Origin of the sequence: Candidatus Bandiella numerosa, assembly GCF_029981845.1 — a bacterium.
GTDB classification, from domain to species: Bacteria; Pseudomonadota; Alphaproteobacteria; order Rickettsiales; family Midichloriaceae; genus Aquirickettsia; species Aquirickettsia numerosa.
The window spans coordinates 359602-380764 of sequence record NZ_CP104164.1 but is presented as its reverse complement, the minus strand read 5'-3'; the positions used below and the strand labels follow the sequence as shown (position 1 = coordinate 380764).

15 protein-coding genes are annotated in these 21163 nt (G+C 31.6%); 9 read left to right on the top strand and 6 right to left on the bottom strand.

Going from position 1 to position 21163, the window contains the following annotated elements:
- Nucleotides 1–49 precede the first annotated feature (49 nt).
- From N3Z17_RS01815 to N3Z17_RS01790, 6 genes are all read left to right on the top strand, one after another.
- Nucleotides 50–829 carry a succinate dehydrogenase iron-sulfur subunit gene (locus N3Z17_RS01815; protein WP_282472310.1) on the top strand — a complete coding sequence of 260 codons (780 nt, stop codon included), beginning with the start codon at nucleotides 50–52 and terminating at the stop codon, nucleotides 827–829.
- Nucleotides 830–835: 6 nt separating this feature from the next.
- Nucleotides 836–1636: an outer membrane protein assembly factor BamD gene (locus tag N3Z17_RS01810; RefSeq protein ID WP_282472309.1), complete on the top strand. Its 801-nt coding sequence runs from the start codon at nucleotides 836–838 to the stop codon at nucleotides 1634–1636.
- Nucleotides 1637–1639: 3 nt separating this feature from the next.
- Nucleotides 1640–3073 carry a UDP-N-acetylmuramate--L-alanine ligase gene (murC, locus tag N3Z17_RS01805; RefSeq protein ID WP_282472308.1) on the top strand — a complete coding sequence of 478 codons (1434 nt, stop codon included), beginning with the start codon at nucleotides 1640–1642 and terminating at the stop codon, nucleotides 3071–3073.
- A gap of 332 nt (nucleotides 3074–3405) precedes the next feature.
- Nucleotides 3406–4434, top strand: a complete 1029-nt coding sequence (locus N3Z17_RS01800) for a hypothetical protein (RefSeq protein WP_282472307.1) — start codon at nucleotides 3406–3408, stop codon at nucleotides 4432–4434.
- A 293-nt stretch (nucleotides 4435–4727) separates the two neighbouring features.
- The gene (locus N3Z17_RS01795) at nucleotides 4728–6845 is read left to right on the top strand and encodes a hypothetical protein (protein ID WP_282472306.1); all 2118 of its coding nucleotides are present in this window, start codon (nucleotides 4728–4730) and stop codon (nucleotides 6843–6845) included.
- A gap of 249 nt (nucleotides 6846–7094) precedes the next feature.
- Entirely contained in the window at nucleotides 7095–9593 is a 2499-nt protein-coding gene (locus N3Z17_RS01790; protein WP_282472305.1) for a penicillin-binding protein 1A, read from the top strand.
- An 88-nt stretch (nucleotides 9594–9681) separates the two neighbouring features.
- Here the strand turns inward: N3Z17_RS01790 and N3Z17_RS01785 are convergent, their stop codons facing one another.
- The 5 genes from N3Z17_RS01785 to topA form a co-directional block, all read right to left on the bottom strand.
- Nucleotides 9682–11100 carry a UDP-N-acetylmuramoyl-L-alanyl-D-glutamate--2,6-diaminopimelate ligase gene (locus N3Z17_RS01785; RefSeq protein WP_282472304.1) on the bottom strand — a complete coding sequence of 473 codons (1419 nt, stop codon included), beginning with the start codon at nucleotides 11098–11100 and terminating at the stop codon, nucleotides 9682–9684.
- Complete coding sequence (locus tag N3Z17_RS01780) at nucleotides 11100–12911, bottom strand: type IV secretory system conjugative DNA transfer family protein (RefSeq protein ID WP_410519600.1); 1812 nt, start codon at nucleotides 12909–12911, stop codon at nucleotides 11100–11102. Before N3Z17_RS01780 ends, N3Z17_RS01785 begins: the two co-directional genes overlap by 1 nt.
- 690 nt (nucleotides 12912–13601) lie before the next feature.
- Nucleotides 13602–14732, bottom strand: a complete 1131-nt coding sequence (locus tag N3Z17_RS01775; RefSeq protein ID WP_282472302.1) for a patatin-like phospholipase family protein — start codon at nucleotides 14730–14732, stop codon at nucleotides 13602–13604.
- Nucleotides 14733–14788: 56 nt separating this feature from the next.
- On the bottom strand, nucleotides 14789–15301 hold the full coding sequence (locus N3Z17_RS01770) for a gamma carbonic anhydrase family protein (protein WP_282472301.1): 513 nt from the start codon (nucleotides 15299–15301) through the stop codon (nucleotides 14789–14791).
- Entirely contained in the window at nucleotides 15301–17622 is a 2322-nt protein-coding gene (gene topA / locus N3Z17_RS01765; RefSeq protein WP_282472300.1) for a type I DNA topoisomerase, read from the bottom strand. Before topA ends, N3Z17_RS01770 begins: the two co-directional genes overlap by 1 nt.
- A 203-nt stretch (nucleotides 17623–17825) precedes the next feature.
- Here topA and N3Z17_RS01760 point away from each other — a divergent pair, with 203 nt between their 5' ends.
- Nucleotides 17826–18779 (top strand): tyrosine recombinase, encoded by a 954-nt coding sequence (locus tag N3Z17_RS01760; protein WP_282472299.1) that lies wholly within the window; start codon nucleotides 17826–17828, stop codon nucleotides 18777–18779.
- Nucleotides 18780–18822: 43 nt separating this feature from the next.
- Here the strand turns inward: N3Z17_RS01760 and N3Z17_RS01755 are convergent, their stop codons facing one another.
- Nucleotides 18823–19242 (bottom strand): host attachment protein, encoded by a 420-nt coding sequence (locus N3Z17_RS01755; protein WP_282472298.1) that lies wholly within the window; start codon nucleotides 19240–19242, stop codon nucleotides 18823–18825.
- A gap of 226 nt (nucleotides 19243–19468) precedes the next feature.
- On the opposite strand from N3Z17_RS01755, the gene rpsB reads away from it, so the two are divergent.
- Together rpsB and tsf are read left to right on the top strand one after the other, a co-directional pair.
- Nucleotides 19469–20275, top strand: coding sequence for a 30S ribosomal protein S2 (rpsB, locus tag N3Z17_RS01750; RefSeq protein ID WP_282472297.1), 807 nt, complete (start codon nucleotides 19469–19471; stop codon nucleotides 20273–20275).
- Between the two features lie 12 nt (nucleotides 20276–20287).
- On the top strand, nucleotides 20288–21151 hold the full coding sequence (gene tsf, locus N3Z17_RS01745) for a translation elongation factor Ts (protein WP_282472296.1): 864 nt from the start codon (nucleotides 20288–20290) through the stop codon (nucleotides 21149–21151).
- The last annotated feature ends 12 nt before the right edge of the window (nucleotides 21152–21163 follow it).

Sequence of the window (21163 nt, the reverse complement as noted above, 5' to 3'; positions counted from 1 at the left end):
AGATTTTATTAATGTTAATTTAATTCAAATAAGTGTAGCCTAGGTTAGTATGGTTGAATTTACATTGCCAAAAAATTCTAAGATTATAAAAGGTAAGGTACATAAACAAAGTTCAAAAAATAACAACACAAAATCATTTGAAATTTATAGATATGAACCAGAGTTAGGTTCCAATCCCAGGGTTGATAAATTTGAAATAGATATGGATAAATGCGGCGCAATGGTCCTTGATGCATTGATAAAAATAAAAAATGAAGTTGATAGTACACTAACATTCAGAAGATCATGTAGAGAGGGAATCTGCGGTAGCTGTGCTATGAATATAGATGGAACAAACACCCTAGCCTGCTTAAAGCCAATAGATTCAATAAAAGGAGCAGTCAAAATTTATCCCTTGCCACATATGAATGTGGTCAAAGATTTAGTACCAGATTTGAATTTATTTTATACTCAGTTAAAATCTATAAAACCTTGGATACAAACTGACAGCGTGCATGTAAAGGGTAAAGAAAGATTGCAGTCTCCAGAGGAACGTGATAAACTGGATGGGCTGTATGAGTGCATATTGTGCGCCTGTTGCTCAACAAGTTGCCCAAGTTATTGGTGGAATGGAGATAAATATCTTGGTCCAGCAATTTTATTACAAGCATATAGGTGGATAATAGATAGTAGGGACGAAAATACTAAAGAAAGATTAGATGAGCTTGAGGATGATTTTAAATTATATAGGTGCCACACCATAATGAATTGCACAAAAACTTGCCCTAAGGGACTTAATCCAGCAAAGGCTATAAGTAAAATTAAGAACATGATGACTTCGAGAATATAAATAATTATGAAAATTTTAAAATTTGGAACTTTAGCACTTATTATTTTTTTAATGGCTAACTGCGGTGGCGCTAAAAAAGATAGTACTCTGGATGAAAATATAGGCGATAGGCAATTATATGACCAAAGCACAAAAGAAGTAAAAGCTGAAGATTATAAAAAAGCAGTAAAAACCCTAACAAAACTAGAAAATGAATATCCAGCATCTGAGCATTATTCTGATGCACTGGTTCTAAAAGCATATTCGTATTACTCGGATGACAATTATACTGATGCAATCCTTACTGTTGATGATTTTTTGCACCAATTCCCAATAGATAAAAATGCATCGTATATGTATTACATCAAAGGAATGTCTAATTATAATCAGATGATGGACGTTGGGAGAGATCAACAATTTGCCATTGACGCAAAAAAAGACTTTGAGATGCTTATCAATCTATTCCCCAATACAAAATATGCTCATGATGCAAAATGGAAAGTGGAATATATCGATAATGTACTTGCAGGTAAAGAAATGGATATTGGAAGATTTTATTTACGTGTTCATAAACCAATTTCATCAGTCAACAGATTTAAAAATGTTATAGAAAAATATCAAACAAGCATATTCACCCCAGAAGCTTTATACAGATTAGTTGAGGTATATTATATTTTTGGTGTAAAAGATGAGGCCACTAGGTATGCGTCAGTATTAGGTTATAATTACCCAAGTAGCATATGGTATCGCAAATCATACGACATACTTTTAAAAAATCCGAACAATAGGAATACATCAAAATTTAAGAACTTTTTTAAACATATGTAATAAATGAATCTGGGTCATTTAAAATTAGATTACCAAAACCCCATTCACATTGTAGGTATAGGCGGTATTGGTATGAGTGGTTTGGCAAAATTACTTCACCAAGATAATATAAAAGTCCAAGGCTCCGATTTAAGTGAAAACTTCCAAGTAACAGAACTTAGAAAATTAGGAATAAAAGTCTTTACTAACCATAACGCTGAAAATATTTGGGGCTGTTCTTTAGTAGTAAAATCCTCAGCAATAAAAAATGACAATGTTGAAATTAAGGAAGCGAAAAACAAAGCCATCACTGTAATATCTCGCGCAGAATTGCTCTCTAATATACTTTTATCAGGTTACAACGTATGCATCACTGGGGCACATGGTAAAACTTCAACCACTTGCCTAGTATACTCGATGTTGAAAGCAGCAAATTTTGACCCAACAGTGATATGCGGAGGGATAATCAATTCAATAAACTCTAATGTGTTTAAAGGAAGTGATGCCATTAATGTTGTTGAAGCGGATGAGTCAGATGGTACGTTTATGGTTTTGCCCACAAACATCAGTGTGATAACCAATGTTGATAATGAACATTTAGACTATTACGGCAGCCTTCAAAACATTATCAACGTTTACAAACTTTTTATCGATAAGTCTTTACTAAAAGATTTGGTGATTGTTTGTGATGATTGTGAAAATTTAAAAGTCATTAATAAAAATTATATTCACAATAGCAAATACATTTCGTATGGAATTGATTCAGCAAGTTCTGACCTAAGAGCCATAAATCTACAAACTACCAGCGAAGGAATAAAATTTGACATTGCCCTATCAGAAAAATGCCAAAAAGCATTATCTTTACAAATTAATAAAATAAAAGGGCTACTTATTAAAAATTACGGCAAACATAATGTTTTAAATGCTTTGGCTGGCATTATAGTCTACCTATTTAAAGGTGGAAAAATAGAGGCCTTACACAATGCATTACAATTTAATGAAGGTGTTCAAAGAAGATTTTCAGTTATAGGTAAAGTTAACGATATCACATTAATAGATGATTATGCGCATCATCCAAATGAAATAAAAGCCACTTTAAGTATGGCAAGAGAGCACTCAAGCAGAAGCAAAGGAAAAGTTGTAGCTGTTTTTCAACCACATAGATATTCTAGGTTTAAAGAGCTATATCAGCAATTTTTATCATCATTTAAGCAAGCTGATTTCCTAATAGTTTTGGATATCTATTCTGCAGGAGAAAATCCGATAAATAACATTACTTCTGAAACATTTACAGAAGATATAAAGAGCAATATTGTGGCTTTTTATTGCAAAGACAAAATTGAAATTAAAAATAAAATTAATGAATTGTGCAGTCCAGGTGATTACATTATTTTTATGGGAGCTGGTAATGTTTCTAATATTGCTAAAGAAATATTTAACGATTTGCAGCAAATTTAAGCAAAAGTTAAATAATATCAATCACCAAAAATAACTTAACATTTAAATTTAGTCTTTTTTGTTATTTTCTCATACCATCTTCGCCATGTATCCAGATACATTAGGCTCAAATGCTATAAAAAAATCTTCTAAAATACTGATTTATCTGTCAACTTATTTTTGGTGATTGGTATAAAAAGCAGCACTCAATCTTTTAATTTTTTTTTGAAAAAATCTTATAATTTGCCTTAAAGTAAAATATTTTTTAGCTAATTCAAAAATATTGCTTGAAACGGAGTAAATTATCTGATTACCATTTGAGTAGAGTAACAATAAAAACGGGAGTGTTTATCATGAATGCACAAGTGGATGCAGTAAATTTAAGAATAGTAGACTTCAATGAGAGTCTTGTTGAAAAACTTGCAAGTAAACAAACTAATCTATTAGACGCTTTTAAAGAACTTCAGGGTTTAGAAAGTGAAAAGTGGTGGGCTGAGCAATGGGAAAAACTGGAAAATGCTAAGAATGCTACGATTGATGCGTTTAATAGAGCAGGCACCTCGACGAAAGAACATGCTCAAGCTGCTAAGGAGGCTATAAGCAAGTGGTTTGGTGAAATGGGGGAAAAAATGTCTGCCGCATGGGCAAGCTTCAAAGAAACTGTTGGGCAAAAGTGGGAAAATTTTAAAGGTGACATAAGTGAGTTTGGAGATAAAATTGCAGAGATGTGGGGCAAGGCAATGGATTCCCTAGGTAAATTATGGGATGACCTAAAAATTGGTGCGCATGATAAGTACGTTGATTTGAAAACAGGAGTTTTAAATCTGTGCACTGATATGCAGTGTAGTGTTGCAAATTTGGGAATTGGAATGCAAAAAGCTGGTCTTGCAATGGATGATGCATATCAACAAGTAAAAGGTTCTATTTCTGGTGCAATAGGCGCTAAATTTAGTGACATGGCAGGTCAACTGTTAGTTGAATCTAAGGAAGTGACTAATCAAGTCATCGCTAAAAGTAAAGAGTTTACATTAATGGATTTAGAAGGTTATGATCCAAAAACTATTGCTTCCGCACAAAAACACCAAGCAAGTGTTCTTGCTGACCTACAAGAACAACAAAAAGGGTTAGAAGACAAGGCGAAGTCAAGAGAGAGTGTCTCAAATTATATGGATGGAGTAAAGGATAAAGCTGATTTCAAAAAAGATGTTTTTAATGTTAATAGCAGATCTAGTTTAGATACTGAATCACATCTTAACTCAAGGAAGGGCAATGCATTGAAATCTGAGAGAAACGAAGGCGCTACTCAAGAGAAACAATCATATGCTGATAAGGTAAGAGAGGCTCGTGCAACAAGTAAAGGTACCGGCATAGGCGGCAAGTAGGTTAAGCAGCTAATTTACTTGTGAATAAGACGTTTTATGTAGTGGGCATTATTAACTTATAAAGTTTGGTGCCCATTTCTAACTTGCTTCTACCATCCATATTTATACCATGCCGTACGGCTAAGCTTTCATTTTTTTGAATTACACTCAAAAACATCACAAAAAAACTTTTAGTAAATATTTATGGGCATATTATAGACATAGTGCTCTAATATTTTATATAAAAAAAATTATCTTTCCATTATGCAAAATTTTATATATTTTAAAGTTAACTAAAATGCTTAAAGATGACTATGCCAACCAATTATGAAAGACTTATTGCAAATAAAAAAGGTACTGTAGAAAATGTAAATACATATGTTAGTGGCAGTGAGCAGATTGATGCTAAAGAGCGTTATAAGGAGTTAGTAACACAAATTACTGAAGAGCCTGTATTATTAGGAGCAGATTTAATTTTAAACCTTGAAGAGCTGCGTGATTTAGCATTAGGTATTACGTGGAAACAGTATAAAAAAGAAGATGGGAGTTTTGACTTAATTAGGGATTGTACCAATCAAGACACTGCAGAGATAAATACTGAAACAGCTCAGCAAATTTCTTTTACAATTCAATCCGTTAATTTGTTGATTGGAGCGCAAAAAGTTTTAGAGATAGAAGGAAAAGACCAAAATGGTAAAATCTCTACTTTACTAACAGCACAATTAGATAAAATAACAAGTGGCAATTCAATAGATATAAAAGAGTTTAATGCCGAGGTTCTTCAGTTATTAGAAGATGCAGGGATATCTGGTGCAAAAGCAAAGTTAACTTCTGCAAAAGATTTTGTATCTATGGATAATCGCCAATTTCATGTATCAACTTTAACTAAACAGAAGGACGGTGCTGGCGAGGATAAATTAGTTGTTGAATCAGATAACATGCTCCTTGGGCTTACAGATATTCAAAAAGAACAATATAATAAGATTCATAATTCAGAACCAGGTCAAGTTTTAGAAATTGATTGGTATGATGATCTGAGTGCTTTTGATAAAGCATTGGTAAAAAATTATGCCGAAAAAATAGCAAGTGGCAATGTAATGTTGCCGACTCAAACCAGAGAAAAACTTGCAGGACTTAGAAATGCTTATGAAAAATCCGTATTTGTTTCAGATATGAATGGGCAAAATATGGAGCAAGTACTTGAGGTGCTACATACTGGAACTCCATCATTTCATGGTAAGAGAGACAGACTTGAACAAACAAAAGAAAATCTTAACCAATTAGATACATTTATACCTGATGGCAGTGAAATCACAGATAATGCTTTAAATTCTCCACAAATTGCAAATGGTATACCAAATTTTCTAAATAAAATTGATAGGGATGCACCAGATTTAATCCAAAAAGCACAAGTGGCAAATAAAAAAGGCTCATGTGCCGTCACACCTTTTAATGCTATGAGACGTATAGCAGATAATGATAACCATGGTTTTGATAAAAATTTAATCAAATTAGGAGTTGCTCTTAAAGATAAGGCTGGATTTCAGGATATTTCGAATTATCTAATAAATGGTAAAAATAAAGATTTAGCATTGCAGCAAGTAGAAGCTATAAAGGATAATCCAAATTTAAAAAATGCTTTAAAAAATGCAATTGAAGCAAAAAGCATGATTGTTAGCACTCATTCCATTCTTGATAGTGAAAATCAAAATTTAAAACTTGTAAGCTCTATGATTGCTGTAGATTTTGCATGTAATAATGAAAAGGGTGCAGTTAAAACACTTATTCCAGATATCAACATTGGAAAAGTAAATATACATTGCGCAAGTGGTAAAGATAGAACTGGTATAAGTTTAACTGATGCCACAAATAAAGCAGTGAGTGAAAAACTAGGGTTAAGTGAGCAGCAGGCAAAAGATAATCTAAAGACACAAATTAAAGGAGGGCATACTCAAGAATTAGCTTCATTAAATGGAGGAACACCAGGATGCCATGGAGTAAAATCAGACTCCAAAACTGCTTTATCTGAGGGAAATATACTTGGTGAATTAATTGAAAATACTGCAAGTTTTAATAAAATAAAAACTCCAAAAAGCACTGGAGAAAAAGTGAAAAATTTACTTACTAAGGTAGCTATTGCATTAGTGGCAGTCATAACATTGCCAATTACTTTAATTGGCGCAATTGCTTATTCGGCATATTTTGGAGTACAAAGGTTAACAGCATATACTCCTGACAAAGATACTGTAGAAAAAGCAAATAGCTCTACACAAGGCACTGTTAAATCTGAAGAAGAGCTTGATAAACCAATAAAAAAGGATCAGACAGTGATACTCAGCCACGAAAAAAAGCCTATACTTGGGCCACATACTAAAACAGAAATAGAGAAGGAAAACCAAATTGGTTCTGGTAAAGGTGGTATAGGTGCTTGAGGATAAATTGCACCTCTTATAGTAGAAAGTAAAACTATTGGTTGCACATAGGGTTTATATATGCTAGCTTAAAGAAGGATTGTTGAAGGGTGGCTATACATTTAGCGCATCCTTATCATCAAGCAAACCTTCCCACTACTCATTAGGATGCGCTAGAAGTGTAAAAATTAAATTTCACTAAAATCAAATTTTCCTTTAAAATTAAAAAAGAAATGGTAAAAACATACACTAGAGTATTTATATTTTTTGATGAGTAAATTTACCAATAAAATTTTTTTTATATTTTCTATCTTTTTGGCATTTGTAACTGCACTTGGATTTTTAAGTCTATTATTATTTGCCAGTTTTTTTCAAGATATCCCAGATTACGAGGAGCTTGCAAATTATATGCCTTCAGGAATAACTAGATTATATGATTCAAATGGCGAAATCTTAGATGAATACGCATTGGAAAAAAGAGTATATGTCAGGTATGATGATGTGCCAAAAATTATTATAAATGCTTTTATTGCTGCTGAAGACAAGAATTTTTTTGAACATCAAGGAATAGATTTAACTAGCATTTTACGAGCATCCATACAAAATATTTTAAATATTGGAAGAAACAAAAGGCTAGTAGGCGGTTCCACTATTACCCAACAGGTAGTCAAAGGATTTTTCCTAACTAATGAAAGAAGCTTTGTTAGAAAGTTAAAGGAAGCGATTTTAGCATATAGAGTTAGCAAGGCATTTACTAAAGAAAAAATATTAGAAATATACTTAAATCAAATATACTTAGGGCACCATTCCTATGGAATTTATGTTGCTTCCCATAATTATTTCGGCAAAAATCTAGCTGATATTAATATTGAAGAAGCTGCATTACTCGCCTCATTACCGAAAGCTCCTTCTACCTTAAACCCGTATAAAAATTATGACCGAGCTTTACAACGTAGAAATTGGGCAATACAAAGAATGGAGGAAGAGGGCTTTATATCCTTTAAAGAAAGAGTAGCGGCAATAAATTCTCCAATACAATTAAGTGACTCTCCCATCAGAAATAATAAGTATGAAAATTATTACACAGGCGCTGTCAAATCAGAATTAATTGATTTATTTGATGAGAGGAGTGTTTATTCAAAAGGATTAATAGTCAATACTAATATTAATTTAGACTTGCAGGTCAATGCGCAAAATTCATTAAAGAATGGATTAAAAAATTATGATAAAAAAAGAGGTTGGAGAGGCGCATTAGCAAAAATTGAGATTAATAATGATGTTGCTGCAAATTTAAAAAAGATCGCCAATGATAATTATCATGATAACTATTTGCTTGGAGCTGTTTCAAAAATAAATAAAGACAGCCTTAATGTGATATTACAAAATTCAAAGGAAATTAAACTAACAAAATCATCCTTTGAGTGGATATTAAATCAGAATATATCCTTGGCAACTCAATTGAAGCAGAAATTTAAAATCGGAGATATCATATTGATTGATGAAGTCACTAAGGGACAGTACGCATTAGAACAAATACCAGAAATTAATGGTGGAATGGTAGTCATGGAAAACATATCTGGTAAAATTTTAGCACTAGTTGGTGGTTATGATTATAAGCAAAGTAAATTTGATAGGGTAATTCAAGCTCAAAGACAACCAGGCTCAGCTTTCAAAACATTTCTATATCTTGCAGCTTTTGAGCAAAACATACCGCCTAATACATTAGTTTTAGATGAACCACTTGAGATAGATTTGGGTAAAGGATTACCCATTTGGAGACCAAAAAATCATTCAGATAAATATTACGGGTTAATCACAATAAGAACTTCATTTGAAAAATCTAGAAACCTGTCTACATTAAGATTAGTATTGGGAATGGGCTTAGAAAAACTCACTGATGTAGCGAAGAGATATCTAATTTATAATTCAAATATCAAACCCAATTATTCCATTGCACTGGGAGCATATGAAACCACTTTACTAAAAATGACTACTGCATATGCAAGTATTGCGAATAATGGTGTGATGAAACAACCAAAATTTATAGACAGTATCTATAATCGCTACGGAGAATTATTATATTCACCTAAAGACATATATTATAATGATGCTATCTCTTCATCTATGCATAACGAAAAAAATGAACAAAAATCTGACCCTGAAATTGGATTTCTTGGTAAAAAAGTAATTGATGATGGGACTAATTACCAAACCCTTTCACTGTTAGAAGGGGTTGTACAAAGAGGTTCAGCTCAAAGAGCTAAGGTTTTACAACGAACTGTTGCAGGTAAAACTGGAACAACAAATGATAGTTTTGATACCTGGTTTATTGGTATGACACCAGACATAACTGTTGGTGTGTTCGTAGGTTATGATATACCTAAAAGCATGGGAAAACATGCAACAGGTTCTAATGTAGCATTACCAATTTTTGTTGATTTTTTTAAAAATTCAAAATTCATTCCAGACCGAGAATTTGAAGTGCCAAATTCGATTAGCAAAAATTATGTTGACCAAGAAACAGGTAATATAACTGAGGAAAAGGATTTTATAGAAAGTAAAAAATATATACTTGAAAATTTTAAAGATACCACCTCTGAGTCAATTTATACTGATAGCCAATTAAATACAAAGCTAAACGAGAATATTGAATCACTACCACAATCGTTTGATATTGATACAAATTCAGTATTTGACATATTAGAAAATGAAGAACAGGAAATAATCAATGATTCAGAAGATATAGATGAGGGCCAGAATGAAAGATAGATCTAAGCTGTATATTGATAAACACTTAAGGTAATAAATCTAGTGGGTAGTGGTTTGTATCTTTATATTATAATATATTGTATTAACCCTACCTAATATTTTTATTAAAATTTGCAACTTCTTCAAAATCGCTAAAGTGTATTTTATTTTTTCCTATGAGTTGATAATCCTCATGCCCCTTACCTGCGATAACCAAAATATCATTATCTCTCAAGTTGTCCATGGCAAATTTAATTGCATTAGCTCTCCCCTCAACTTCCTTTCCTTTGGGACAAAATTTCAAAATTTGTTGCCGTATGAGGTTAGCATTTTCTTCCCTAGGATTGTCGTCAGTAACAATTACATAATCAGCAAGTTCATTTGCAATATCACCCATTAATCCTCTTTTACCAACATCTCTTTGTCCACCACAACCAAATAACACGTGAAGCTTCCCCCCACACGTTTTTCTTAGAGTTTGTAATACAGTTTTTAGAGAGTCAGGAGTATGCGCATAATCTATATATACCTCTGCACCATTATAACTTCTTGCTAGCTCAAGACGACCTCTTGCTGCCTTCAGCCTATTTATTATGTTCATAACACTACTAATAGGCAATTCACATGCTATAGCAAGACCTATTGAGCATAAAATATTATATAGCTGAAATTCTCCTTTAATTTTTGAATCAAGTGAATATATCTTTCCAAAAACTTTCACTTCCCACTCACTATCACTACTACTTAAAATTTGTAAATCCTTAGCTTTTTTTCCGTATTCAATTACTCTTATATCACGATTTTTACATGTTCGGTTAAGAATATCAAATTCATCAATATCAGTATTTAAAACGGCATACTTGCCACTTTCTAAAACTTCACTGAAAATTCGTAATTTAGCCTTAAAATACTCTTCTAGTGTTTTATGATAATCTAAATGATCTTGTGAAAAATTTGTAAATCCAACCGCTTTGAAGTTCAAGTAATCAATTCTATGTTGGTATATACCATGGCTAGATGCCTCAAGTGCGACATGAGTAATTTTTTTTTCATTAAGTTTTGTCAAAAGTTTATTTAATTCTATGGAAGATGGAGATGTAAGGCTAGGAACACCCTTAGATTCAAATTGGTTATCAGAATCAATAACTCCTAATGTACCAATTGATGCACTTTTAAAATCTAATAAATGGCATATTTGTTGATAAAAATTTACAACAGAAGTTTTTCCATTTGTACCAGTTATAGCCACTATATTTTCTGGCTTCTCCTTATAATACAGAGATAACATCTGACTTAAAAATTTTCGTGGATTTTCTACTTTTATAATTTTTACATTATCTCGTTTAATCTCCACATTTGAATTTTGGTCAATTACCACATACCTAGCTCCATTTTTAATTGCCTGGTCAATATACTTTTCACCACTCGTATTAAACCCACTTAATGCAAAAAAGATAAAATCTTTTCCTACATTTTTTGAATTATCTTCAATCCCATTAATGGAGCTTAAAATCTTATTGATGTCCATCAAGAATTGAATACCTCATCGTCCATTTTTTTATCAGCAGTTGCTGGTTGTTGTGGGCTCTCAGTGACCATTTTTTGCTCTTCTTGTGGATTATTTTGTTTTTCTCCTTTATTCTTATTTCCCGCAAAGCTTGCTCTTAATTTTTCCATGTCAAAAGGTTCTTGCTTAGGTATTGGGATTGGAGGTAATAACCTTTTTTTAAAGAAGCTATCACTGTAATATTTAATTTTATTTGATTTTATAGGAGGGCTTGACTCTATCAATAATATTTGCTCATCACGTGGTAAATTAATAACCTCTTGTGGTAGCAACAGTGCTCTTTGAGTGTTTGATACACTGAGTGATCTAGAAGCTGGATTAAAATCCAAAAACTTCGGTTTATTTTGCGATATCTGTTCAACAGTTTTATTACCACAAAGTTGTGAAATTAAATTTGCTGTCTCGTAATTGTTTGCAGCAAAAGTAATCCTGTAGGTAGAGTTTGACAAAAACGAGTTCATCCCGTGTTCCTCATAAATTCCCTTAAGTTGCTGGGTATCTTGGATAATTAAAAATAACCTAACATGATAACCACGAAAATAAGCAATACCCGTCATGAATTGCTCCATCTTTCCGAGAGTTGGAAACTCATCCATCATAAACATTACACCATATGGTTCATCATCGCCAGGAAGTTTTCGGGACAAAAATTCTGTTGCTTGTTGATAAAATACCTGCATTAGCGGTTGGAGTCGCTTTAAGTTATCAGGTGTTAAACCAACATAAACCGTAGTAAGCTTCTTTTTAAATTCCAAAACATTAAAATCACTAGAAGCAGTAGCTGTATCAATCAATGGATTAGACCAAAGCTCTAAGTTTGAGTTCATAGTAGAAATTACACCAGATCTTTCTTTATCTGCTTTTTGAAGAAATGCGGCAATATTCATATATGCAACTGGGTGTATTTCATTACCCATTGTATCTAATACCACAGCTAAGTTGTATACTACGTCATCGCTCCTCATAGTTCTAACTACTTCACCAAACGATTTTACTTTGTTCTTATCAGCAATTAAATATAAAACAACTCCAACAAACAGTGAACGCGCTTCATTATTCCAAAACTCTTTTTCCGGCATGATAAGACTTGCTATCTTCTGAACGTCATCCACCATCTGCCCTGGTTTTTTGCTCACCCAATCAATTGGATTATAACAATGAGTATCACCATCTGGATTTGCAGGACTCCAAACAAAAACCTGCTGCCCCATTTTTGCTCTCCATCCAGAAGTTAATTCATAGTTTTCAAGCTTAATATCATGCACAACCAAAGATTCCTCCCAAAAAAGCAAATTTGGTATTACAAAACCCACACCTTTACCTGAACCAGTTGGAGCAAACAGTAATGTATGTTGGTATCCTTCAGAAATCAAATAACCCTTTTTGTCTTCTCCAAGTAACATACCTTTTTTAACTCTTAGGTTGGCCTTTTTGATATCTTCTTCAGTTGCCCATCTTGCATCTCCATGCACAGATTCTTTCTTTTTATATGGCTTTAACTCATATATGGTTTTTCTAAATTTCCACGTAAAAGAGCCAATTATTATCATTGGAACTAAAATTGCACCAATAACTCTAGCCACAAAATAATTATCGTATTCAAGAGTGATTGCTTTAAAGTTATCGACCCAATACATTACTAATTGATTAAGAATAATAAGGGGCTGTGTAGACAAAGCGAAATCTAAACTAAGTTTCTTATATTCTGTATAAGTAAGTATCAATCCCGAAAAATATAAGCTAGCAATAAACAATAATGCTCCTAAAAACATTGCTAAAACAAAATTTCTAAAGGCATCGCCAAAATTACCCATTGTAAATATCCACTTTCTTTTTGTATTTATAAAATCATATAATAAATTTTTTATAATACCAAGTTCTTATATAAACCTTAAAAAATAAAAATAATATTTTTTACTTATTCTTTACTTATTTAAGTTTAATAACTGGGAATATTAATACAACCCAGACTGTATTTAAGAAAGGCATCTTGAAGTGAAGCCGAAAAAGAAGAGTAAAAGATAAGCAAATCTGATAAAGTAAAAACAAATAAGTAGGAGTTGCAAATGTCATTAAAAACCCAACATGCAGCCCATGATTTTGAAAGAATAACGCGCTGATTATTGCAGTAAAATATGCGTAAAGTGTAGTCGAACCATTCTAAAGTGTTACCTATTAATGATGCTATAATTGCACGAAGCTGTGATTATTTGTCATGAGATTTCATAAAAATTTTCTATAAAATTTATGCTAACATAATTTTTATGGAATGCAAAACACGTGACGGCGTCAAGAATATAATTGATTCAAAATTATAATTTTCTTCTTCCCTGAAAATTACCCAGTGCTGATTCTAGATCACAATCCTTGGCCAACCTTTTTTTACGCCACACTAATCCCCGCTATCATAAATTTTGTCCAGTTCATTTACAATACACCGTATTGCATAAATTTAGTTAAATTTATAAATCTCCAGGTGGATCGACACTTATATCATCACCATATTCAGCTAATACTTGTACTGTATTTTCACAATAAAAAGCAGCTGATTTTTCATAAAGAACTTCTAACTTTTCAATATTCTGCTTTTTATCAGCAATTTGATTAGCTAATGCTTGAAAAAATTCCTTTGATAAATCAATATATTTATTTGTGCATGCAATCATCTTGCTAAAATCTAAAAGATCTCCTTTTTTTGCTTTATCATATATTTCCTGTTGAATTTCAAATGGCACTGAAAAATCCAATTTATAGAATTGTTTGATAAATGTTTTCATTAATTTATCAAATGGTTTTTTTTGAATTTGTGTAGACATTTTGTAGATTTGATACATATTTTTCATAAATAAGTTTTTATCCATATCTGCTAATATAGGCGTAGCATTTCCAATCGTAGTACCAATAGAAACTATTAACGATTCTTCTTTGGTAATGTTATTTTCCTTATTAAAAATATGGGGTAATACCATAGGGAGTGGCGAAGCTGAAACTAAGCATCCATCGTAATCTTTCAATATCTTATCTTCTGTTTTTGTGACTCTAGGATCAAAAAGACCAGGATAAGATATACTTGCCATAATAGCATCTTTTAGATAAAAATCTTTTTTAGAATCGGATTTTGCATCAAGAGTACTCCATACACGTGGAGCATTATTATAAATATCGTAAGATACTATGGCAATTGGGATTACAGTTTGACTTAACTTAGTATTACCACAGATCGTATAAATAAAACTCACATCTTTTTCTGTTAATACATTGTTTTTAAACCCTAGAATTAATGAAAGCTTATCCCAAATGCTAATACTAATATTAACAGACTTCAAAGCTTTATTAAAAATTTTTATACATTCATCAACAGTGTATTTAGACTTCTTAGGATTATTATCTGAAGGGATTACAAGGCATGAGGCAATTACGGAACCAATAGAATTTCCTGTAGCTACATCAAAATATTCTATAAGATTTTTTTGAGGTTCTATCTTTTTGAGTTGACTTTCTAGTGCCTTTGCAATTTTAATTGAGATCTCTCCCTTCTCAGCGCCACCATCAAAAGCTAATATTTTTAATTTCTTTTTACTGTTCCAGAACATATATGTTACCTTAATAGTTATTAATACAATCTAAGGTAGTTACGCAACGAATAAAGTCAACATTTATATTCTTTTGCTAAATTGACATATCTGTCTTTAGAAATATTTATATATTCTATTTCATCTTTTTTTAATTGTCGTAAAAATTTTGCTGGAACCCCTGCCCATAGCTCATTTATCTCTACTATTTTACTATTAGTAACTAGAGCTCCTGCTGCAACCATAGAGTATGATTTAATTTGCGCATAATCCATAATTGTAGAATTCATACCAATAAATGAATAATCACAAATTGTACAAGCATGAATTAAAGCCTTATGACCTATTGTCACTCCATCGCCAATTATTGTCGGTCCATTATTAGTTCCAACATGAATTATTGTTCCATCCTGAATATTAGTTTCTTTGCCAATTCGTATGTAATTAACATCACCCCTTACAACGCAATTATACCAAATACTTGATTTACTATCAATTTCTACATCCCCTATGATTACTGCATTCTCTGCAATGAATGCGTCTTTAGCTATTTTGGGAAATTGATTTTTATAAGGCAAAATAACTGCCATTATCCCTTTTTCTTCCTTTTCATAACTTTAGGTTTATAATTATCAATAAGCGCTGTTGCTTCGCTCAGATTAATATCAATTTTATCGATATTTTTTAAAGCATAGAATTTTTTATTACATTCTAAATATGGACCATATCTGCCAATTTTTACAAATATATCCTCATTGATAGATGGGTGTTTTCCTATAGCTTTTGGTAAATTTAGTAAATTGGATGCAAATTCTAAACCAATATCCTCATGCGGATATTTGGCAGGAAGTGATGCACGCTTTTTTTTCCCATCCTCTTCCTTCTCTAAATAAAATCCGTATGGACCTTTTTTGAGTAATATATTAACTTGAGTTTTTGCATCTATTCCTAAAATTTTCTCATTACTACTTGCATCATCTAGAGGCTCATCTCCAAATAACATTTTTTTGTTATTACATTCTGGATAGTTTGAACAACCTATAAATGCTCCAAATTTTCCTGTTCTTAACCCCAATTTTCCATCTTTACATTTACCACATTTTCTTAAACTCTCAATATCCTCAGCGCCATCAGATTTAAAAATGTAATCTACTAATAAATTTTCAACTTCATTAATTACATCCATATTTTTTATTTCCAAAACCTCATTGGATGTACTTTTGAATAGAGACCAAAAATTTGTTAATACTTCCTTCCAGTCTTTTTTTCCATTTGCTATATCGTCTAACTCATTTTCTAAATTTGCTGTGAAATCATAATCTATATACTTATTAAAAAATTTATTGAGAAAAGCATCGACAAGCCTTCCTTTAGATTCTGGTATAAAGCTTTTTTGCATGATTTTAGCGTATTCCCTTTCGATTAATATCGAAATGATTTTAGGATATGTAGAAGGTCTACCTATTCCTAATTCCTCCATTCTCTTTACAAGGCTTGCCTCAGTGTATCTTGGCGGAGGTTGTGTAAAATGCTGATTAGGAGTAACTTTATTAAGCTCTAAATTATCTCCAGCTTTAAGTTTTGGAATTTTATTTCTGCTTTCATCCTGTTCATTATCTTGACCTTCTTTATATACCTTGTAAAATCCATCAAATACAAGAGTGGAACCTACAGATTTGAATATATTTTTACTATTTTGAGATGATATTTCTACAGTAACAGACTCTAATTTGGCATTAGCCATTTGGCTTGCAATTGTTCTCTTCCAAATTAGTTCATATAATCTGTATTGATCATTATCCAAAAATTCTTTTACATCACTAGGAGTGTTTTGAAAACCAGTTGGTCTAATTGCCTCATGAGCTTCCTGAGCATTTTTAGATTTTGATTTATAAATAATAGGAGTTGAAGGTAAATAATTTGGACCATAATGATTTTTTATGTGGGAGACAATATTCTTAATAGCTTCATTTGATATTGTAACACCATCAGTCCTCATATAAGTGATTAAACCTTCAACTTCGCCATTAATTTGAATGCCTTCATAAAGCTTTTGCGCAATCAACATTGTTTTTTGTGCAGTAAAATTTAATTTTCTGGAAGCTTCTTGTATTAAAGTTGAAGTAATAAATGGAGCTGTAGGCTTTCTGCTCATCTCCTTAGTCTTAACGGAAGAAACTGCATATTTCAGCTTTTCAACATTTTTTACTATTTCCTTAGCATATTTCTCATTTGTTATACTAAGTTTTTCAATTTTTTTACCATCATAGATATGAAGTTGAGAATCAAAATTAACTTTGTCCTCATTTTGAAATATAGAATCTATTGACCAATATTCTTGCTCTTTAAATTTATCTCTTTCATTTTCTCTTTCGCATAGTAGCTTTAGAGCAACTGATTGCACTCTTCCTGCAGATCTACTGCCCGGTAATTTTCTCCATAAAACAGGAGATAAAGTAAATCCAACTAAATAATCTAGTGCCTGCCTCGCCTGTTGTGCGCGCACTAAATTCTCATCTAATTTTCTTGGATTTTCTATGGCATTTATGACAGCATTTTTTGTTATTTCATGAAATACAATTCTTTTTATCTCTACACCCTTATTAATAGATTTTTTACTTTTCATTGTCTCTAAAACATGCCACGAAATTGCCTCTCCTTCTCTATCGGGGTCAGTCGCTAGAAAAATAGCATCTGCCCTTTTAAAATTTTCAGAAAGTTTTTTTATTGTATCTTTTGCCTTTTCAAGCACTTTATAGGTAATTTTAAAATTATTATCTGGTTCCACCGCATCTTTGACAGATGGCAAACTCCTTACATGACCATATGAAGAAATTACTTTATAGTCTTTACCCAAATATTTCTCTAAAGTTTTTGCTTTTGCAGGAGATTCAACTATAAGTAATTTCATTATGTAAAAATATTAATTAATTATATGTTAGTTTGCATATTTGTTCATAACATGCAATATTTATTGAGAAAGATAGTAGAGGATTCTAGTATAAATTAATATCTCATTTTGACTTACGTGTAGTTAAATCTTATTTTTTATAAAACAATATAAGTCACTGATTTATTAATTTTATTAGAGATATTCCGCATTATAAATGACTAATGACTAAAAAAACTTACATGATGAATTATATGGAGTATTTCTTCGAAATGCTTATTGCTGAAAGAGGAGCAACAGAAAATACAATATTATCCTATAAAAAGGACATCAAAGATTTATTTGATTACCTAGCATTAAACCATATAGAGTTAGAAAAAGTCACCTCCTCTGTGGTAAAAGATTTTATAGTAGAGTTGAGCAAAAAGAATTTAGGAGCTAAAACTATAGGTAGAAAAATTTCTGCTTTAAGGCAGTTTTTTTCTTTTTTGGTATCTGATGGAATATTTAAAGAAAATCCTACACTAAACATCATTATGCCTAAAAGACCAGAATCTATTCCAAAAGCACTTTCCAAAAATATGTTGAGCCACTTAATAGAAACAGCAAGTAATGATGTTACTAAGGAGGGGCTAAGAGATTATGCTATGCTTGAAATATTATACTCAACAGGCATGAGAATTTCGGAATTAGTTGCCTTAGAAATGAAATCATTAGAGGGTTTTTCTAATGATTCAGAAATAAATCTTCTAATAGTGAAGGGAAAGGGGCAAAAAGAAAGGGCAGTTATATTAAACCAAAAAGCATGCAAAGCATTGAAAAATTATTTAAACATCAGAGGTAAATTTTTATCTACAGGAACAAAGGCAAATTGGGTATTTCCATCTATTTCAAAAAATAAAAAAATTGTCCATATTTCTAGGCAAAGATTTGGTCAAATTCTTAAAGAGATTGCTATAAAATCTAATATTGATCCATCAATCATTTCCCCACATAAAATTAGACATTCATTTGCAACTCATATGTTAGATAATGGTGCTAACTTAAGAATTGTACAAGAATTGTTGGGACATTCCGATATATCGTCAACCCAAATTTATACTAAAGTATCAGATTCTAAGGCGAAAAAGCTATTGCTCGATAAGCACCCATTAAGCCAAATACCTTATAAAAATTAAATATTCAGGTTAATTCACATCCTTATATTTATCTTCAATTTGGTTATGAAAAAGCTACTTTCGCGATTTGCTCTTCACTTGAATGGACTAGATCCTTTACAATCTCTTTTATCTCAATATTTACAATTTTTTGCATGTATTTCCTCATCAAATTCAATACTTTTGGAGAAGCAATCAGTATGATCTCAGAAAAATCACCATTCTTAAGAATATCTTTGACTATCTTAGCTATTTTTTTACTAAAATCGCATCTCGCTAGATCCTTTGCTTCGTTATGAGGATCGAAGAAATGCGCCATCCCACCTGCTTGTTTTTTAAATCCAGTCCTTAATGATTGTTTTTTGTGATTAACTCCAAGTTCGTCTGAAGTGTACTCCGAAATTAAATTTTTTAATTGCAATCCTTCTGCTCTATAAATTTTAGCAAATTTAGAATCTACGATTAGTATCAGCTTGTGTGTCATTTTTATACCCCCATATAAATAATGCTAAATATAATAGTACGTAATTTTAATTCACAAACAAACAAAAAGTTATTCTTAATTTTTGATTTACTTTTAATTTAAATTTAATATTGAAATTTTAACCACACATATGTATAGTATCACCTATAATAAAAACCATGCAGATATTTTTTGGTGTCATCTTTGATTTATTCTGCGTTTAGTATAACCAAAAAGGAGTATTGAAATGTCATATAAACCTAATTTTAGTATAAAATCATTGTTAGAAGTTGGTGCTCACTTTGGGCACAAGAAGAACCTATGGAACCCTGAAATGGGCAAATATATTTATGGTGTTAAAAATAAAATCCATATTATAGATTTGCAACAAACCGCTCACCATCTCTACAATACATTGCAAGTAATATTTAGTATAGCATCTAAAAATGGTAGAATATTATTCGTTAATACAAAAAAGCAATCTACTGATGTGGTAAAAGATGCAGCAACAAAATGTGGGCAATATTACGTTAATCATCGTTGGTTAGGTGGAATGTTAACTAATTGGTCAACAGTTTCTTCATCTATCAAGACCTTGAAAAATTATGAAGAAGTTTTAGAATCTGAAGAAGGTAAATATACTAAGAAGGAGTTGTTAAATTTTTCGAGAAAAAAGGAAAAATTAGAAAAGGCTATTGGAGGAATCAGAAATTTGGGAGGCCTACCTGACATATTGTTTGTTATAGATGTTAAAACTCATGCTATAGCAGTTCATGAAGCTAATAAATTGAACATACCTGTAATTGCTATAGTTGATACAAATTCTAGCCCCAAGGGAGTGGATTTTGTGATTCCAGGCAATGATGATTCTAGAAAATCTATAGAGCTTTATTGTAATTTGGTTGCAGATGCAATATTAGCAGGTATTGAAAATAATTTATCCTCACAAGGAGTGAATTTAGAAAAATTGCCAAATATGGATAGCGAAAAAAAAGAAGGAAAAAGAAGTAATAAAATATCCGATAAAAAGGATAAAGATAATCATAAAAAATAGGTAAATTTAAGCATGTCTATAGATACGAATCAAATAAAAGAGTTACGTAATAAAACTGGAGCTGGAATGCTGGATTGCAAAAAGGCTCTAGAGGAAAACAATTCTAACATAGAAGAAGCCGTTACGTGGCTTAGAAAAAAAGGTCTTGCTTCTGCTAGTAAAAAAGCTGGAAGAGATACCTGTGAGGGAGTAATAGCGGTACATATTGATGGGAATAATGCTACCATCATTGAGCTAAGTTCTGAAACAGATTTTGTTGGAAAAAATGATAAATTTTTAAGTCTTGCAGACAAGGTGGTAAAAAGCGCACATAAATTTGAAGGAAATGATTTACATAAGTTTTTAGAATCCGGTAAACATGACGCAACCCCTATCAGTGAGTTAATAGCGGAACATATTTCTGTTATTGGAGAAAATATTATATTGAAAAAAATCAGTAAAATTAATGTGCACAAAGGAAAAATAATACCCTATTTGCATAATAAATTATCAGATAATATTGGTAAAATTGGCGTTATAGTTGCTTTAGAAGGTGATGTTAATAGTGAGATAGAAGAATTTGGTGGGCAACTTGCAATGCATATTGCTGCATCCAAGCCTATGGCATTAAATGTTGAAAGTCTTGATCAAAGTATTGTTGAGAAAGAAAAAAATATTCTTCGAGATCAAGCCTTGGAAAGTGGTAAGCCAATTGATGTTGTTGAAAAAATGATAGAAGGAAGAATCAGAAAATTCCTTGAAGAAATCGTGTTACTAGAACAACCATTTGTTATTGATGGAAAAACAAAAATTAAAAAAGTAGTAGAAGAATTAAAATCTAAAAATAATTGCAATTTTAGTGTTTCAGGATATATAAGGTATGAAATTGGTGAATAATTAATATCAATA

Coding starts and splice junctions, on each gene's coding strand:
- N3Z17_RS01815 (WP_282472310.1), top strand. CDS start 50: ATGGTTGAATTTACATTGCCAAAAAATTCTAAGATTATAAAAGGTAAG.
- N3Z17_RS01810 (WP_282472309.1), top strand. CDS start 836: ATGAAAATTTTAAAATTTGGAACTTTAGCACTTATTATTTTTTTAATG.
- murC (WP_282472308.1), top strand. CDS start 1,640: ATGAATCTGGGTCATTTAAAATTAGATTACCAAAACCCCATTCACATT.
- N3Z17_RS01800 (WP_282472307.1), top strand. CDS start 3,406: ATGAATGCACAAGTGGATGCAGTAAATTTAAGAATAGTAGACTTCAAT.
- N3Z17_RS01795 (WP_282472306.1), top strand. CDS start 4,728: ATGCCAACCAATTATGAAAGACTTATTGCAAATAAAAAAGGTACTGTA.
- N3Z17_RS01790 (WP_282472305.1), top strand. CDS start 7,095: ATGAGTAAATTTACCAATAAAATTTTTTTTATATTTTCTATCTTTTTG.
- N3Z17_RS01785 (WP_282472304.1), bottom strand. CDS start 11,100: ATGGACATCAATAAGATTTTAAGCTCCATTAATGGGATTGAAGATAAT.
- N3Z17_RS01780 (WP_410519600.1), bottom strand. CDS start 12,911: ATGTTTTTAGGAGCATTATTGTTTATTGCTAGCTTATATTTTTCGGGA.
- N3Z17_RS01775 (WP_282472302.1), bottom strand. CDS start 14,732: ATGTTCTGGAACAGTAAAAAGAAATTAAAAATATTAGCTTTTGATGGT.
- N3Z17_RS01770 (WP_282472301.1), bottom strand. CDS start 15,301: ATGGCAGTTATTTTGCCTTATAAAAATCAATTTCCCAAAATAGCTAAA.
- topA (WP_282472300.1), bottom strand. CDS start 17,622: ATGAAATTACTTATAGTTGAATCTCCTGCAAAAGCAAAAACTTTAGAG.
- N3Z17_RS01760 (WP_282472299.1), top strand. CDS start 17,826: ATGACTAAAAAAACTTACATGATGAATTATATGGAGTATTTCTTCGAA.
- N3Z17_RS01755 (WP_282472298.1), bottom strand. CDS start 19,242: ATGACACACAAGCTGATACTAATCGTAGATTCTAAATTTGCTAAAATT.
- rpsB (WP_282472297.1), top strand. CDS start 19,469: ATGTCATATAAACCTAATTTTAGTATAAAATCATTGTTAGAAGTTGGT.
- tsf (WP_282472296.1), top strand. CDS start 20,288: ATGTCTATAGATACGAATCAAATAAAAGAGTTACGTAATAAAACTGGA.